This window comes from Croceicoccus marinus, from assembly GCF_001661675.2.
GTDB lineage: Bacteria > Pseudomonadota > Alphaproteobacteria > Sphingomonadales > Sphingomonadaceae > Croceicoccus > Croceicoccus marinus.
In genome coordinates, this window is record NZ_CP019602.1 from 1,060,084 (window position 1) to 1,075,514 (window position 15,431).

Consider the following 15,431-nt stretch of genomic DNA (forward strand, 5'->3'; position numbering starts at 1 on the left):
CGGGCCGGGGGACGCGGGGCATGAACAGCGGGCGGTTGGCCGGTATCGCAAGGCACGATCGTCCGCGTGGCCCCATCGAGACCGTGAACGAAGTCGCCGTGACCACCCGTGAGGGTGTGCACGGCGATTATCGCGGCGCGATGAAGCCCGAAGGTTCGCGCAAGCGGCAGATCTCGCTGATCACGGCAGAGGGCTGGTCCGCGGCGCTGTCCGACCTTGATCTTGAAGCGGGCGCGATCCCGTGGTGGCACCGGCGCGTCAACCTGCTTGCTAAGGGCATTACCCTGCCGCAGCGCGCGGGCGAGCACATCCACATCGGCAAAACGCTGATCATCGAAGTGGCGCAGGAATGCGATCCCTGCAGCCGCATGGAAGAAATTCACCCCGGATTGAAAGCCGCCCTCACGCCGGACTGGCGCGGGGGGATCCTTGGCCGCGTGCTTGTCGAAGGCACGATCCGCGTGGGCGATGCAATAAGGATTGAGGAATGACCGCTTTCAAGACGCTGGACGACCTTGGCGACGTGACGGGCAAGGTCGCGCTGGTGCGCGTTGACCTGAACCTGCCGATGAACGGCGGGCAGGTGACCGACAAGACCCGCATCAATGCCTCCGCGCCGACGATCCTGGAACTGGCCGATGCAGGCGCCAAGGTGCTGCTGCTGGCCCATTTCGGCCGCCCCAAGGGCGCGCGCAGCTCGACGATGAGCCTGTCGATGGTGGTCGACGCGGTGCAGGACGTGCTGGGCCGCGAGATCATGTTCGTCCCCGAAGTCGCGGGCGAGGTGGTGGCGCAATCGATCGGCATCATGCGCGCCGGCGATATCGCCATCCTGGAAAACACGCGCTTCTGGCCGGGCGAGGAAAAGAACGACCCCGAATTCGCGGCGGCAATCGCGGCCAACGGCGATCTGTATGTGAACGATGCGTTCTCCGCCGCGCACCGCGCCCATGCCAGCACCGAGGGGCTGACGAAGCTGCTGCCCTCTTATGCAGGGCGCGCGATGCAGAAGGAGCTGGAGGCGCTCGATAAGGCCCTGGGGTCGCCGGAAAAGCCGGTTGCCGCGGTGGTCGGCGGGGCCAAGGTCTCGTCCAAGCTGGCGGTGCTGGAGCATCTGGTGGGCCAGGTCGATCACCTGATCATCGGCGGCGGCATGGCCAACACCTTCCTGGCCGCGCGCGGGGTCGATGTCGGCAAGTCGCTGTGCGAGCACGAGCTGACCGGCACGGTTGAGAAGATCCTCGACGCCGCCGACGCGTCGGGCTGCACCGTGCATTTGCCCTATGACGTCGTGGTATCGAAGGAATTCGCCGCCAATCCGTCCAGCCTGCGGATCTGCAACGTGCACGAGGTGGCCGGTGACGAGATGATCCTGGACGTCGGACCGCAGGCGGTCGAGGCGCTGGGCGACGTGCTGAAGACCTGCCGCACTCTGGTGTGGAACGGCCCGATGGGCGCGTTCGAGACACAGCCCTTCGACGAGGCGACGGTCAAGCTCGCCAAGACCGCGGCGGCGCTGACCAGCGAGGGATCGCTGGTATCGGTGGCGGGCGGCGGCGACACGGTGGCCGCGCTCAATCACGCCGGCGTGGCGGATCAATTTTCATATATTTCAACGGCTGGCGGTGCTTTCCTCGAATGGATGGAAGGCAAGGAACTGCCCGGCGTTGCCGCACTCACGCGCTAAGCCCCTGACGGGGCGCACTGGATTAGCGTTCGAACAATGAAGTCAGGGAGGAATGCACGATGGATATGAAGAAGCAGATCGCCGAGGGTAAGGGCTTTATCGCGGCGCTCGACCAGTCAGGCGGGTCCACGCCCAAGGCGCTGCGCGGCTATGGCGTGGAGGACCACGAATGGTCGGGCGATGACGAGATGTTCGGCAAGATCCACGAGATGCGCAGCCGCATCATCACCTCGCCCTGCTTTTCGAACGGCAAGGTGATCGGCGCGATCCTGTTCGAGAAGACGATGGACGGCAAGGTCGATGGCAAGACGACCCCGCAGGCGCTGATCGACCGGGGCATCGTGCCCTTCATCAAGATCGACAAGGGGCTTGAGGACGAGGGCTTTGGCGGTTTTGGCGGCGTCCAGCTGATGAAGCCGATGCCGGATCTCGACGCGCTGCTGAAGCGTGCGAAGGGGCTGGGCGTGTTCGGCACCAAGGAGCGTTCGGTCATCAACGAGGCCAATGCCGAGGGCATCGCCGCCATCGTGAAGCAGCAGTTCGAAATCGGCATGCAGGTCCTTCGCCACGGGCTGGTGCCGATGCTCGAGCCCGAATATTCGATCAAGGCGCAAGGCCGGGCCGAAGGCGAGAAGATCCTGAAGGACGAGATCCTGAAGCTGCTGCCGACCGTGCCCGAGGGCGAGCAGATCATGCTCAAGCTGTCGATCCCGGTCGAGGCGAACCTGTACGCCGAGCTGATCGAGCATCCCAAGGTGCTTGCGGTCGTCGCGCTGTCGGGCGGCTACAGCACCGAGGAAGCGTGCGAGAAGCTGGCGAAGAACAAGGGCATGATCGCCAGCTTTAGCCGCGGCCTGCTGCAGGACCTGCGCGCGCAGCAGAGCGACGACGAGTTCGACGGCACGCTGTCCGCCGCGATCGACCAGATCCACGCCGCCAGCGTCGCCTGATCGGTTCTTTGCTTTGGCATCAAAAGGGGCGCTTTCCCGGCCGGGAAGGCGCCCCTTTTATCGTGCCAAGAACATGAAGCGATAGTCGCCAGCCGCGATCTCGCGCTCGGCAACGCGCTCGGGCAGGGCGGACTCCAGCAGCATGGTGCGGCCGCCGACGATCATGTCCTCTCCCGCGACGAGGTCCGCGGTTTCGCTCCATCCGGTGCCCGTCACGCGGGTGCTGACCACGATGCGGCCTGCCCAGATGCACTGCGTGCCCAAGGCGCAGCGGCTGTCCTCCTTCACCGCCAGCGGTGTCAGCATCAGGTCGCCTGCCATTACCGGCTGGCCGATGGCCACGGCGCTGCCTTGCGGCGCGGCGCGGGTGGCATGCGGGCTCGCGGCCGAGCCGCGATCGCTCGCGCAGCCGCCCAATGCCATGGCTGCAAGCAGGATTGCCGGGATCAGTCTGCGCATTTGGCTTCACTCTCCTTGCGGACCGCACTAGACGGGCGCGGATGAACGCAACGCGACTCTATCTCATCTCGCCGCTCGACGTGTCGGGCGACTTTCCGCAGCGGCTGGCACGGGCGATCGACGCCTCGCCGGGGCTGGTGACGGCCTTCCAGTTCCGCGTGAAGGGCATGGACCAGCACGAAGCCGCCGCCCTGGCCGAGCCGCTGCAGGCGATCTGCGCCGAACGCGATGTGGGCTTCATCGTCAACGATTCGATTGCGCTGGCCAAGCGGCTGAGGGCCGACGGCGTGCATCTGGGCCAGAAGGACGGCACGGTGGCCGAAGCGCGCGAGGAACTGGGCCGGGACGCGCAAATCGGCGTGACCTGCCACGACAGCCGCCATTTTGCCATGGAGGCTGGCGAGGCGGGGGCCGATTACGTCGCATTCGGCGCGTTCTTCCCCAGCACCACCAAGGACAGCGAATATCGCGCGGACCTGGAAACGCTGGAATGGTGGTATCGCATCTTCGAGCTCCCCTCCGTCGCCATCGGCGGCATCACGCCCGACAATTGCGCGCCGCTGGTGACCGCGGGGGCCGATTTCCTGGCGGTGTCGGGCGCGGTCTGGAACGGTGACGAGGAAGCCGCCGTTCGCGCCTTTGCCAAGGCGATCGGCGAAGCGCCGGCTCCTTCCGAGGATTGATCGCGCCCCGCTTCGTCGTTCGGACCTATCGCGCACGCCGGGCGTTATGCGATTGAAACGAATGACGAAGGGGAATCTATGCCCAACCGAAAGATCGCCGCCAAATTTGCGGCGCCATTGGCACTTGCGATGATGATCGCGGCCTGCGGCTCCAGCGACGCACCTGCCGAACAACAGACCGCCCAGGCGGCGGAAACCGACGATAACGATGCCGATTCGATGCGCAGCCGCGATGGCGAGGCGCAGGCGGCCGACACGACCCCCGATAGCGAGGAGCGCCCGATCATGCAGGCGCAGGTCATCCTCGACCGGCTGGGCTTTTCCCCCGGCGTGATCGACGGCAAGATAGGCATGAGCACCAACAACGCGCTGGAAGCCTTTCAGAAGGCCAACGATCTCAGCAAAACGGGCGAATACGACGATGCCACGCGCGAGGCGCTGCTGGGCAGCGTTGCCGAGGCTGCGGGGTCCGCGAATGGCGAGCAGCCGCCATCGGAGCGCGAGGGCATGGTGGCGCCGCCGATGCCGCCATCGGGCCGCCCCATCCCTCAGCCGGTGCCCGCGACCCGCGTGGTGACGATCCCCGAGGAATTCGCGATCGGACGGTTCGAAGAGCTTCCCGACGATCCCGCCAAGCAGGCCGAGATGAGTCAGCTGGGTTACGAATCGCTGGAAGAGAAGCTGGCGGAACGCTTCCACACTACGGTCGAGACGCTCAGGATGCTCAATCCTAACGGTGCGCCCGCAGGCAGCGCGCCGGCCTCTGGCCAGCAGGACGGCGGAGCAGAGCAGGGCGCGGGCGACGGTTCGTCATCGGAAACCGAATCCGCCGAAGCCAGCTCGTTTCGCGCAGGCCAGCAGATCCGCGTTCCCAATATCGGTGCGGACTATATCGACGCCTCCGCCGATATCGACAGCGAGTGGCGCAGCACGCTGCGCAATCTGGGTATCGGCAGCGACCAGCCGCAGGCGGCCCGCATCGTGGTCGACGAATCGGAAAGCACGCTGATCGCCTATGACGAGAACGACCGGATCGTCGGCGCCTTCACGGTCACCTCCGGCTCCAGCCGCGATCCGCTGCCGATCGGCGAGTGGGACATCTACGGCATCGCGCGCAATCCGCCGTTCTCCTACGATCCCTCGCTGTTCTGGGACGTGCCCGACGATCAGGAGAGTCAGCAATTGCCGCCGGGGCCTAATGGCCCCGTGGGCGTCGTGTGGATCGACCTGTCGAAGGAGCATTACGGCATTCACGGCACCTCCGCGCCCGAAACTATCGGGCGTGCGCAGAGCCATGGCTGCGTGCGGCTGACCAATTGGGACGCGGCGCGCCTGGCCCAGATGGTGGACCAGTCGACCGAGGTGATCTTCCAGAAATGAGCGAAGCGGGCGACATCATAACCCGCCTCGCGCTGAAGCCGCATCCCGAAGGCGGCTGGTACCGTGATACCTGGCGCGAGGATGCGCCGGGCCAGCCGCGTGGCCATGCCAGTGCGATCCTGTTCCTGCTTGAGCAGGGGCAGCGGTCGCACTGGCACCGGATCGACGCGGCGGAGATGTGGATCTTCAACGCGGGATCGCCGCTGAACCTGTCGACCGCGATCGTCGAGAATGGCGAGGATGTGCGCCGCGAAATTATCCTGGGCAGCGACATTCTGGCCGAGCATCACGCTCAGCACCTCTATCGCGCGGGCGACTGGCAGGCTGCGCAGGCGGGCGAGGGCTGGTCGCTGGTCAGTTGCGTCGTCGCGCCGGGCTTCTCGTTCGACGGTTTCGAACTTGCGAGGCCCGACTGGCTGCCCATGGGGGCCGCGCAGGGCTGATCCGGCGTCAATCTGGGGATGCAGCGCCCCATATCGGCCCGCCGGCATTGCAAAGACGGCGTGGCCGCCTAGATCGGGCGCTCGTATCTGTTGACGGGAACCGACCATGACTACCCATACCACTCGCATGCTCATCATCGGCTCTGGCCCGGCTGGCCTGTCCGCCGCGATCTATGGCGCGCGCGCGGGTATGGAACCGATCGTGGTGCAGGGGCTGCAGCCCGGCGGCCAGCTGACCATCACCACCGATGTCGAGAACTATCCCGGTTTCCGCGACGTGATCCAGGGGCCGTGGCTGATGCAGGAAATGCAGGCGCAGGCCGAGCATGTCGGCACGCGCATGATGTGGGACACGATCACCAGCGTCGACATCGCGGGCGGATCGCCGTTCACGGCGGTGGGCGACAGCGGCGACGAATATGTCGGCGACGTGCTGGTCATCGCCACGGGCGCGCAGGCCAAGTGGCTTGGCGTAGAGGGTGAGCAGAAATATTCGGGCAAGGGCGTATCGGCCTGCGCGACCTGTGACGGGTTCTTCTATCGCGGCAAGAAGGTCGTGGTCATCGGCGGCGGCAACACCGCTGTCGAGGAAGCGCTCTACCTCACCAACCATTCCGACGATGTCACGCTTATCCACCGCCGCGACGAGCTGCGGTCCGAGAAGATCCTGCAGGACCGGCTGTTCGGCAATCCCAAGATCAGCGTGCTGTGGAACAAGACGGTCGAGGAATTCCTGGGCGACGAGGGCGGGCTGAACGCGCTGCGCCTGAAGGATAGCGTCACGGGCGAGGAAAGCCGCTTCGATACGCAGGGCGCGTTCGTGGCCATCGGGCACGCGCCAGCGACCGAGTTGTTCAAGGGGCAGCTGGACATGGACGACAGCGGCTATCTGCTGGTCGAGGCGGGGACGCCCAAGACGGCGGTGCCCGGCGTGTTCGCTTGCGGCGACGTGATGGACCACACCTATCGCCAGGCGGTGACCGCGGCGGGCACGGGCTGCATGGCCGCGCTGGATGCCGAGCGCTTCCTGGGAAAGCTGGAATTCGCGAAGAAGGAAGCGGCGGAGGCTTGATCGGCCGGTTTCAGCCGGGGCGCCGGTCCATCACGAAGCGCAGCAGCGCGCCATAGGTTTCCAGCATTTCGCCGTCGACATCCTCGTCATCGATGATGAAGCCGAAGCGGTCCTCGATCTCGGTCAGCAGGCCCATCACGGCCTGCGAATCGAGTTCGGGGATGGCACCGAAAAGCTCGGTATCGTCCTCGAAGCCGGAAACACGCTCTTCCTCGAGCGCGAGCGTATCGACCAGTATGGCGCGCAACTTGCGGTCGGCGGATTCGGTCGCGGGCGGAATGGCGTTGTTCATGACGGAGCGGGGACTTAGCTTTTGACAAATGTCGACGCAAGCGTGGCGAATGCTATCCTGCAGGGAATGACCCGTCCTGCCTGTCCAGAACCGCTCGATCACTTGTCCCGGCGCGGTACCGCCGATGCACCGGCGCTGGTGCTGAAGGACCGGGCGCTGGACTATGCGGCGCTGGAGCTGTGGACCGGCAGGCTGGCGGCATGGCTGGCCGACCGCGCCCGGTCCGAGGGCTGGGAAAGCGGCGCACGCGTGGCCAGTTGGGCGGGGAAGGGCCTGCTGACCTGCGTGATGCCTCTGGCCGCCGCGCGGGCGGGTTTCGTGCATGTTCCGGTCAATCCGGTGCTGAAGCGCGCGCAGGTGCGTCATATATTGTCCGACTGCGGCGCAAGGCTGCTGATCGGCAATAGCGGGCGGCTGGATGCACTGCACGGCGGCGATTTGCCTATGGACTGCGCGGCGCTCGACGAAAAGATCGTCACCGAACAGGCGGAGCGGTGCCGCCCGCTGGGTCCTTCGGCTGCCGATCCCGATGCGCTGGCGGCAATCCTCTATACCAGCGGATCGACCGGCAAGCCCAAGGGCGTGATGCTGAGCCATGCGAATATGTGGCTGGGGGCCGAAAGCGTGGCGGAATATCTGGCCATCGCGCCGGACGACCGGGTGCTGGCGGTGCTGCCGCTGGCGTTCGATTATGGGCAGAGCCAGCTGCTGTCGACCTGGTTTGCGGGGGCTTCGGCCTATCCCATCGACTATCTGCTGCCGCGCGAAGTGGTAAAGGCGGTCGGGGCGCGGCAGATCACCACGCTGGCGGCGGTGCCCCCGCTGTGGGTGCAATTGCTTGAGCAGGACTGGCCGGAGGCGGCGGTCGCCCCGTTGAGGCGACTGACCAATACGGGCGGCGCGCTGGGCGAGACGCTGGTACGCCGCCTGCGCGACCGCTTTCCGGATGCCCGGCTGTTTGCCATGTACGGCCTGACCGAGGCGTTCCGTTCGGCCTGTCTCGACCCGGACCTGATCGACAGCCGCCCGGCATCCTTCGGCAAGGCGGTCCCCCATGTGGAAATCATGGTCGTGAACGACCAGGGCCAGCCCGCCGCGCCGGGCGAGGAGGGGGAGCTTGTGCACGCCGGACCCTTCGTGGCGCAGGGATACTGGCAGGACCCGCAACGCACGCGCGAAAGGTTCAGGCCAGCGCCCCGATGGTCGGAATATGGCGGCACCGCGGTCTGGTCGGGCGACTGGGTAAGGCGCGACGCCGAGGGGCTGCTCTATTTCGTCGGGCGGCGCGATGCGATGATCAAGGTGCTGGGCCAGCGCATCAGCCCGCAGGAGATCGAGGATGCCGCATTGGCGACCGGCCTGGTCGCGGAATGTGCCGCGCTGGGCCTGCCGGACGAAGCGCTGGGGCAGGCGGTGCATCTGGTCGCCCGCGCCGCGCCCGGAACCGATGGCGAGCCAACCGATGAGCTGCTGACGGCGCTGCGGCGCGATCTTCCGGCCTATATGTTGCCGCAAGAGGTGCATTGGCGCGCCGAATTGCCGCGCGGGGCGACGGGCAAGCTCGACCGTGCGGGCCTGCAGCGCGAGCTGGAGGAGGCGCAATGAAGCCGATGGGTCCGATCCCCGACGGGTTTGCCGCCATCGACGGCGAGCTGGCGATCGGCGGGCGCAAGGCGAGCGATCTGGCGGCGCAAGGCACGCCGGTCTTCGTCTATGATCGCGCGATGCTGGATGCGCGCGTGGCGGATCTGCGCGCCGCCATGCCGCCCTGGCTGGCGATCCATTATGCGATGAAGGCGAACCCTTTCGCGCCTCTGCTGGCCCACATGGCCGGGCTGGTCGACGGTTTCGACGTCGCCTCTGCCGGAGAGATGCAGCTCGCGCTGGAGGCTGGGATGACCGCCGATGCGATCAGCTTCGCCGGGCCGGGCAAGAGCGAGGGCGAGCTTGAGGCTGCGGTGCGGGCGCGGGTGACGCTCAACACCGAATCGGCGGGTGAAATTCGCCGCGCGCTGGCAATTGGCGACCGGCTGGGCATCGCGCCGCGGCTTGCCATTCGCGTGAACCCCAGTTTCGACATCAAGGGTTCGGGCATGAAGATGGGCGGCGGGGCCAAGCCCTTCGGCATCGATGCCGAACTGGTCCCGCCGCTGGCGCGCGAGATCGCGGCGAGCGGGGCGGAGTGGCGCGGTTTTCATATCTACGCGGGAAGCCAGGCGCTGGATGCGCAGGCCGTGATCGCGACCTTGGCCGCAACGCTGGCGCTGACCGGCGAGCTGGCCGATCAGGCCGGGGTGAACGTGCCGCACTGCAACCTGGGCGGCGGCTTCGGCATTCCCTATTTCCCCGGTGACACCCCGCTCGATATCGCGCGCGTGGGCGAGGCTCTGGACGCCGCGTTCCGCGTGCTGCCCGATCGGCTGGCGGAGACGCATTTCGCCATCGAGCTTGGCCGTTTCCTGGTCGGCGAGGCGGGCGTCTACCTGACGCGCGTGATCGATGTGAAAGAGAGCCACGGCGAGATCTTTGCCGTCACCGATGGCGGGCTGCACCACCAGCTGGCCGCATCGGGCAATTTCGGCACCGTGGTCAGGCGTAACTATCCGGTGGCGGTCGCGAACCGGTTCGGCGAAGCGGCCGCGCAGCGCGAGCAGACCATCGTGGGCCGCCTGTGCACGCCGCTCGACCTGCTTGCGAACAAGGTCGCCCTGCCGCAGGTCCGGCCGGGCGACCTTGTCGCGATCTTCTGCGCGGGGGCCTATGGCGCCAGTGCCAGCCCTGCGGCCTTTCTGGGCCACGGCCCCGCGCGCGAGATCCTTGCCTAGCGGGTGTCGACCAGCAGCAGTTCGACGTCGTCCTTTGCGGTGATGGCCAGAAGCTCCTCGCCCGTCACCGCGATGCCGTCACGTTCCTGCGCGTCATGGCCGTTGGCCGTCACCGCGCCGCCCACCGGCACCGTGTAGTAATGGCGCGACGGGTCGAGCGGCAGTTCCAGCGTGTCGCCCGCCCGAAGAGTTGCCGCCAGCACACGCGCATCGGCGCGCAGCGGCAATGCGTCGTCCTTCTCCGGCTCTCCGCTGGCGACGGTGATCCACGACCCGGCGCGATTCCCGCGCGGGAATTCGCGCTGGCCCCAGCCGGGCGCCTCGCCGGTCTTTTCGGGCATGATCCAGATCTGGAACAGTGTGGTGTCCTCGTCCTCCAGATTGAATTCGGCATGGGTGATGCCGGTGCCCGCGCTCATCACCTGAACGTCGCCTGCGCCAGTGCGACCCTCATTGCCAAGACTGTCGCGGTGGCTGATCGCACCGGTCCGCACGAAGGTCACGATTTCCATGTCGCGGTGCGGATGGGGCGGGAAGCCGCTGCGGGCCTGGATCCAGTCGTCGTTCCACACGCGCAGCCGGCCCCAGCCCGTCCGGTCCGGGTCGTGATAATTGGAAAAACTGAAATGATAGCTGGTATCGAGCCAACCGTGATTGGCCTTGCCGAGCTTGTCGAAGGGGCGGATTTCGATCATCGTCATTCTCAACTCGGCGGGGTTCCCCCGATGGGTCGGGGCCGCCGGCATGCATGCGAGATGGACGGTTTCGCGGGTCGTTCAAGAAGGCACATTGCTGTGCCCGTGGGCGCTATTGCTCGCCGTGCCCGCGCGCCAGATAATCGGCCGACTGCATCTCCATCAACCGGCTGACGGTGCGAGAGAATTCGAACGCACCGTCGCCCGACGGATAGAGCTGCGCAGGCGGCGCGTCGGCCGTGGCGATCAGCTTGACCCCGTTTTCATAAAGCGCATCGACCAGGGTCACGAAGCGCGCTGCCTCGTTCCGCATGTCCGGTCCCATGACGGGGATGCCGACCACGATGACGGTGTGGTAGTGCCGCGCGATCGCCAGGAAATCGCTCGACCCGCGGGGCTGGGCGCACAGGCGCTTGAACGAGAAGACGGCCACGCCCTTCAGGCTCTTGGGCACCCAGATCGAGCGCTGTTCGCCCACTTTCAGGTCGAAGCCGGTCACGTGTTCGGCATCTTCGGGCGGGTAATCGGTCAGGCGGAAGAACGCCTCGCGCGCCTTGGCGGTGGCTTCGGGGCCGGTCGGCGAATACCACACGTCCATGCCGCCCAGCCGCTCCAGCCGGTAATCGGTCGGGCCGTTCAGCGTCAGCGTGTCGAGTTCCTGCTGGATCAGGTCGATGAAGGGCATGAACAGCCCGCGATTGATCCCGTCCTTGTAAAGGTCGCGCGGGGGGCGGTTGGAAGTGGTGACCACCGTCACGCCCTCGTCGCGGATCAGCGCGGTGAACAGCCTGCTCATGATCATGGCATCGGCCGTGTTCCTGACCACCATTTCGTCGAAGCACAGGCAGCGGATGCCCTGCGCCAGCTGGTGCGCGACGGGGGCGACGGGATCGCCGGCTTCCTTCTTGCGCTCTTCGCGCAGGTGCTGGTCGACCTCCAGCATGAATTCGTGGAAATGCACACGCCGCTTGGCGTCGATCGCCAGCGTGTCGTGAAACAGGTCCATCATCATGGACTTGCCGCGGCCGACGTCGCCCCACATGTAGATGCCGCGCGGTCGGGGCGGTTTCTCGCCCTTCAGCCGGGCGAAGAAGCCTTGTCTGGCGGGGGCGGCCTCCAGCTCGTCCTGCAGCCGGGCAAGTCGCTCGATGGCGGCGCGCTGCTCCGCATCCGGACGCAGTTCACCGTTCTCGATCAACCATTCGTAGCGTTCGACGAGCTTCGTCAAGAAATCAGCCGTTCTTCCGCATGAGCGCGACAGCCATGACGCCGCCCGGCGCCGGTGCGCGGGGCGGTGCAGGCACCACCCGGATCAGACCAGCCGTTCGGCTTCCATCTTCTTGATCTCGGCAATGGCCTTGGCGGGGTTCAGACCCTTGGGGCAGACATTGGCGCAGTTCATGATGGTGTGGCAGCGATAGAGGCGGAAGGGATCCTCCAGCTCGTCCAGGCGCTCGCCCGTCATCTCGTCGCGGCTGTCGGCCAGCCAGCGATAGGCCTGCAGCAGGATCGCCGGCCCAAGGAACTTGTCGGAATTCCACCAATAGCTGGGGCACGCGGTCGAGCAGCAGGCGCACAGGATGCACTCGTACAGTCCGTCCAGCTTGTTGCGCTCTTCCGGCGACTGCAGGCGTTCCTTGCCCGACGGGGTCGGGGTCACGGTCTGCAGCCAGGGGCGGATCGAGGCATATTGCGCATAGAAATGGGTGAAGTCGGGGACCAAATCCTTGATCACGTCCATGTGCGGCAGCGGGGTGATGCGGATTTCGCCCGAACCGCAATCCTCGATCGCGGTGGTGCAGGCGAGGCCGTTCTTGCCGTTGATGTTCATCGAGCATGACCCGCAAATGCCTTCGCGGCAGGACCGACGGAAGGTCAGCGTAGGATCCATCTCGTTCTTCATCTTGATGATCGCGTCCAGCACCATCGGGCCGCAATCGTCCAGATCGATCTCGAAAATGTCATAGCGCGGGTTTTCGCCGCTATCGGGATCATAACGATAGACCTTGAATTTCTTGACCTTCCCCCCGGTGGCCGAACCGTAATTATGGCTCTTGCCGGTGATCTTGCTGTTCTTGGGAAGGGTAAAGGTCGCCATGATCGTCGCTTTTCCGTTCTGCGGGGCCGCCAGTCTGCCCGCCTGCACGCGCGCGGCCCGGTTCTGCGCTGCGGGTTAGCCAAGCTTGCCGCGCTGCACAAGCGGTGGATTGCACTTCTTTTAATGGCGAGTGCGGGGCCGGGGTTCAAGTTTCCCGGCGATCATTGCCCATAGGGGCACCCTGTTTCTCAAGCCGGTCGGCGCGCACCAGGCTGCGCAGCACCAGCCACGCCATGGTGCCCATCGCGATGTAATGCGCCGCCCCGCCCAGTGCGACGCCCCATGCCACCCCCTCGGCCCCGCCGATAGGATGGAAGATCATGATGCCGATGGCGGTCGCGATGACGGCGAACGCGCGCGAGGCGAGCGAGAGCTTGGCGCGTCCCGTGCTGTCGAGCATCGGTTCGAACGCCACGCTGGCCAGTTCGAAGCTGGCGCCGACTACCAGCGCGATCAGGATCGGTTCGCCTGCGGCGAATTGCTCGCCGCCCAGCAGTTCCAGCAGGAAGCGGCCGGCGAGCAGCACGATCAGCACCACCACCGCGCTGCCCGCCCCAGCCAGAATGCTCGTCTGGCGGATCAGCTTGCGGAAATCGTCGAGGGCCGAGGCGACGCGCGCGCGCGCAATCTCGGCATAGGCGGCGCGGGCCAGCAAAGTGGAAAGCTTGGCAAGGCCCTGCGCCAGCTGCTGCGCCAGCCGGTACAGGCCCGCCGCGCGCGTGCCGACCAGATAGCCCACCGCCAGCAGCGGCCCGTTGCGATAGGCAGCTTCCAGCGTGGCCGAGCAGAAGGTGATGAGGAAGAAGCGGATCACGCCCGGGTTGTCGTTCAGCGCTCCGCCGAAATCCCCGACATGGGAAAGCCGGATCGATTGCGGGCACAGCCGCCGGGCCATGATCCAGTAGATCACCGCCTCGAGAATATCGATCGCGGCCCATGCGATCAGGAAGCGGGTCAGGCTTGGCCCGGTCAGCCAGATCGCCAGTGCGGCAAGCAGCCGGCCCAGCGGCACCACCGCCTCTACGTAAACGGCCACGTCGAACCGGTCGAGCGCGCGGACGATCCCGGTGGGCGCGGACACCAGCGCCCATAGCGAGGCGACATTGAACCAGAACGCCAGGTCGATCAGTTCGGGGTTCAGGCCCAGTTCCTCGGCGAACTGATAGAACGCCAGATAGGCAATGGCGCAGCCGACCAGCGCGCCGCACACGTCGAGCACGCCCGCCAGCATGGCCAGCCGCCCGAACGCGTCCCAGTTCCTGTGATGGACATGCTCTGCGCCAAAGCGGACGACGACGCGCCAGGTCTGGAAACCCGCAACCGCGATCAGCGCCTGCGACGTACCGAAGATCAGCGAGAAGTGCCCGAAATCCTTGAGGCCGAGCGTCCGCGTCAGGATCGCCAGATAGACCAGCGAGCAGATCGCCCCGAATCCCTTGCCGCCCATCAGCCAGCCCAGATTGGCCAGCATGCGTCCCAGCAGTGAACGATCCTCGTGGGAAGCCGGGCGTTTTCGCTTCATGGCCCGGTGCTTGGCCGAACTGGCGGCGCGAGGCAAGACAGGCGGGCGAGAACTCACAGCCATGGACGCGGCGGCGGGCGGGTTTCGCCGCGATTGCGGTTCGCGCATGTTGGCATTAAAGGCCTCCGCCATGATCGAACACGCCATCCTGCTCAGCGCCGGCCAGGGCTCGCGCCTGCTGCCGCTGACCGCCGAACGCCCGAAGTGCCTTATCGATTTCTCGGGCCGGACCCTGATCGAATGGCAGATCGAGATGCTGGCCCGCGGCGGGGTGAAGCGGATCGACATCGTCACCGGCTTCAAGACGGACGAGGTCGAGCATGCCATCTCGCAGATCAACGACCTGCGGGTGGACATCAAGTGCCACTTCAACCCCTTCTTCAAGGTGGCCGACAATCTGGGCTCGTGCTGGATCGTGCGCCATCTGATGAAGGACGACTTCCTGATCCTGAACGGCGATACGCTGGTCTCGGAAGAGATCGTGCGCAAGGTGCAGCAGGGCGCCGACGGTCCCGACGGGCCGTGGCCGATCGCGGTGACGGTGGACGAGAAGCCCGCCTATGACAGCGACGACATGAAGGTGCTGCGCGAGCCTGACGGCCGCCTGCTGCACATCGGCAAGACGCTGGCGGCCGAGGAGACGAACTGCGAATCGATCGGCTTCCTCGCCTTTCGCGGCGAGGGCGTCGAACTGTTCCGCGAAGCCGTGCGCAGCAAGATGCGCGAACGCGACGGGGTGGAGCACTGGTATCTGAAGGTGATCGACACCATTGCCGGAACCGGGCAGGTCGGCACATGCTCGATCGCCGGGTCGGAATGGGCCGAGGTCGACTTCCTGACCGATATCGAAAGCGCGACCGAACTGACCGACCGCTGGGCCTGAAGGCCTGCGTTCCTCAGCCGAAATGCGGTTTCAGCGCGGCCACCAGCGCCGCTATCTGCGCATCGTCCAGCGCGACCGCGCTGCCCAGGTCCGGCAGCTTTGGCCAGCCTGCGTCGGGGAATGAAGTGCCCTCGAACTCGCGGCTGCCTTCATAGCGCGGGATCACATGCGCGTGGACATGCGGGTCGACCATCATCAGCATCAGATAGTTGATTTTTGCGTAATCGACGAAGCTGCGCAGCGCCGTCTCGATCGCGGTGCTGGCCAGCTTCATCTCGGCATGCGCTTCGGCTGACAGGTTGGACAGCGCGGTCGCATCGGACTTTGCGGCCAGCACCAGGCTGCCCAGCGCCGGCTGGGCAGGGCGCAGCAGGACGGCCCAGTGCTCGAATTCAGCCACCAGCGTCGCGGGATAGCCGAACTTGCGCGTCGTCTCGTTCAT

17 protein-coding genes are annotated in these 15,431 nt (G+C 66.1%); 10 read left to right on the forward strand and 7 right to left on the reverse strand.

Going from position 1 to position 15,431, the window contains the following annotated elements; genetic code table 11:
• Positions 1 to 20: 20 nt before the first annotated feature.
• Genes A9D14_RS05095 through A9D14_RS05105 form a run of 3 tightly spaced genes read left to right on the forward strand, consistent with a single transcriptional unit; the run spans position 21 to position 2,637 of the window.
• Complete coding sequence (locus A9D14_RS05095; RefSeq protein WP_066843549.1) at positions 21 to 491, forward strand: MOSC domain-containing protein; 471 nt, start codon at positions 21 to 23, stop codon at positions 489 to 491.
• The gene (locus tag A9D14_RS05100; RefSeq protein WP_066843552.1) at positions 488 to 1,687 is read left to right on the forward strand and encodes a phosphoglycerate kinase; all 1,200 of its coding nucleotides are present in this window, start codon (positions 488 to 490) and stop codon (positions 1,685 to 1,687) included. The genes A9D14_RS05095 and A9D14_RS05100 overlap by 4 nt, the downstream gene beginning before the upstream one ends.
• Positions 1,688 to 1,746: 59 nt before the next feature.
• A complete protein-coding gene (locus A9D14_RS05105; protein ID WP_066843555.1) occupies positions 1,747 to 2,637 on the forward strand; it encodes a fructose bisphosphate aldolase in 891 nt (296 codons plus the stop codon).
• A gap of 57 nt (positions 2,638 to 2,694) precedes the next feature.
• On the opposite strand, the gene A9D14_RS05110 is transcribed toward A9D14_RS05105, so the two are convergent.
• A complete protein-coding gene (locus A9D14_RS05110; RefSeq protein ID WP_087910464.1) occupies positions 2,695 to 3,096 on the reverse strand; it encodes a hypothetical protein in 402 nt (133 codons plus the stop codon).
• 41 nt (positions 3,097 to 3,137) lie between these two features.
• Between A9D14_RS05110 and thiE the strand changes: the two genes are divergently transcribed.
• The 4 genes from thiE (at position 3,138) to trxB (ending at position 6,674) form a co-directional block, all read left to right on the forward strand.
• Complete coding sequence (thiE, locus tag A9D14_RS05115) at positions 3,138 to 3,779, forward strand: thiamine phosphate synthase (protein ID WP_066843563.1); 642 nt, start codon at positions 3,138 to 3,140, stop codon at positions 3,777 to 3,779.
• Between the two features lie 78 nt (positions 3,780 to 3,857).
• Entirely contained in the window at positions 3,858 to 5,159 is a 1,302-nt protein-coding gene (locus tag A9D14_RS05120) for a L,D-transpeptidase family protein (RefSeq protein ID WP_232468785.1), read from the forward strand.
• Positions 5,156 to 5,602: a cupin domain-containing protein gene (locus A9D14_RS05125; protein ID WP_066843566.1), complete on the forward strand. Its 447-nt coding sequence runs from the start codon at positions 5,156 to 5,158 to the stop codon at positions 5,600 to 5,602. The genes A9D14_RS05120 and A9D14_RS05125 overlap by 4 nt, the downstream gene beginning before the upstream one ends.
• A 106-nt stretch (positions 5,603 to 5,708) precedes the next feature.
• Positions 5,709 to 6,674: a thioredoxin-disulfide reductase gene (gene trxB / locus A9D14_RS05130; protein ID WP_066843568.1), complete on the forward strand. Its 966-nt coding sequence runs from the start codon at positions 5,709 to 5,711 to the stop codon at positions 6,672 to 6,674.
• Positions 6,675 to 6,684: 10 nt separating this feature from the next.
• Here trxB and A9D14_RS05135 read toward each other — a convergent pair whose 3' ends face one another.
• Positions 6,685 to 6,966: an acyl carrier protein gene (locus A9D14_RS05135; protein WP_066843572.1), complete on the reverse strand. Its 282-nt coding sequence runs from the start codon at positions 6,964 to 6,966 to the stop codon at positions 6,685 to 6,687.
• A gap of 66 nt (positions 6,967 to 7,032) precedes the next feature.
• Between A9D14_RS05135 and A9D14_RS05140 the strand changes: the two genes are divergently transcribed.
• Positions 7,033 to 8,571: an acyl-CoA ligase (AMP-forming), exosortase A system-associated gene (locus tag A9D14_RS05140; RefSeq protein ID WP_066848321.1), complete on the forward strand. Its 1,539-nt coding sequence runs from the start codon at positions 7,033 to 7,035 to the stop codon at positions 8,569 to 8,571.
• Positions 8,568 to 9,791, forward strand: coding sequence for a pyridoxal-dependent decarboxylase, exosortase A system-associated (locus A9D14_RS05145; protein WP_066843574.1), 1,224 nt, complete (start codon positions 8,568 to 8,570; stop codon positions 9,789 to 9,791). The genes A9D14_RS05140 and A9D14_RS05145 overlap by 4 nt, the downstream gene beginning before the upstream one ends.
• Here the strand turns inward: A9D14_RS05145 and A9D14_RS05150 are convergent.
• The 4 genes from A9D14_RS05150 to A9D14_RS05165 all read right to left on the reverse strand — a co-directional run bounded on the left by A9D14_RS05150 (position 9,788) and on the right by A9D14_RS05165 (position 14,106).
• Positions 9,788 to 10,486, reverse strand: a complete 699-nt coding sequence (locus tag A9D14_RS05150) for a pirin family protein (RefSeq protein WP_066848329.1) — start codon at positions 10,484 to 10,486, stop codon at positions 9,788 to 9,790. The two genes, A9D14_RS05145 and A9D14_RS05150, sit on opposite strands and share 4 nt — an antisense overlap.
• A gap of 112 nt (positions 10,487 to 10,598) precedes the next feature.
• A complete protein-coding gene (gene zapE / locus A9D14_RS05155; RefSeq protein ID WP_066843584.1) occupies positions 10,599 to 11,714 on the reverse strand; it encodes a cell division protein ZapE in 1,116 nt (371 codons plus the stop codon).
• Between the two features lie 84 nt (positions 11,715 to 11,798).
• On the reverse strand, positions 11,799 to 12,584 hold the full coding sequence (locus A9D14_RS05160; RefSeq protein ID WP_066848332.1) for a succinate dehydrogenase iron-sulfur subunit: 786 nt from the start codon (positions 12,582 to 12,584) through the stop codon (positions 11,799 to 11,801).
• Between the two features lie 145 nt (positions 12,585 to 12,729).
• Positions 12,730 to 14,106, reverse strand: coding sequence for a lipopolysaccharide biosynthesis protein (locus A9D14_RS05165; protein WP_066843588.1), 1,377 nt, complete (start codon positions 14,104 to 14,106; stop codon positions 12,730 to 12,732).
• 130 nt (positions 14,107 to 14,236) lie between these two features.
• Here A9D14_RS05165 and A9D14_RS05170 point away from each other — a divergent pair, with 130 nt between their 5' ends.
• Positions 14,237 to 14,989 carry a phosphocholine cytidylyltransferase family protein gene (locus tag A9D14_RS05170; RefSeq protein WP_066843591.1) on the forward strand — a complete coding sequence of 251 codons (753 nt, stop codon included), beginning with the start codon at positions 14,237 to 14,239 and terminating at the stop codon, positions 14,987 to 14,989.
• 13 nt (positions 14,990 to 15,002) lie between these two features.
• Here A9D14_RS05170 and A9D14_RS05175 read toward each other — a convergent pair whose 3' ends face one another.
• The gene (locus A9D14_RS05175; protein WP_066843596.1) at positions 15,003 to 15,431 is read right to left on the reverse strand and encodes an HIT family protein; all 429 of its coding nucleotides are present in this window, start codon (positions 15,429 to 15,431) and stop codon (positions 15,003 to 15,005) included.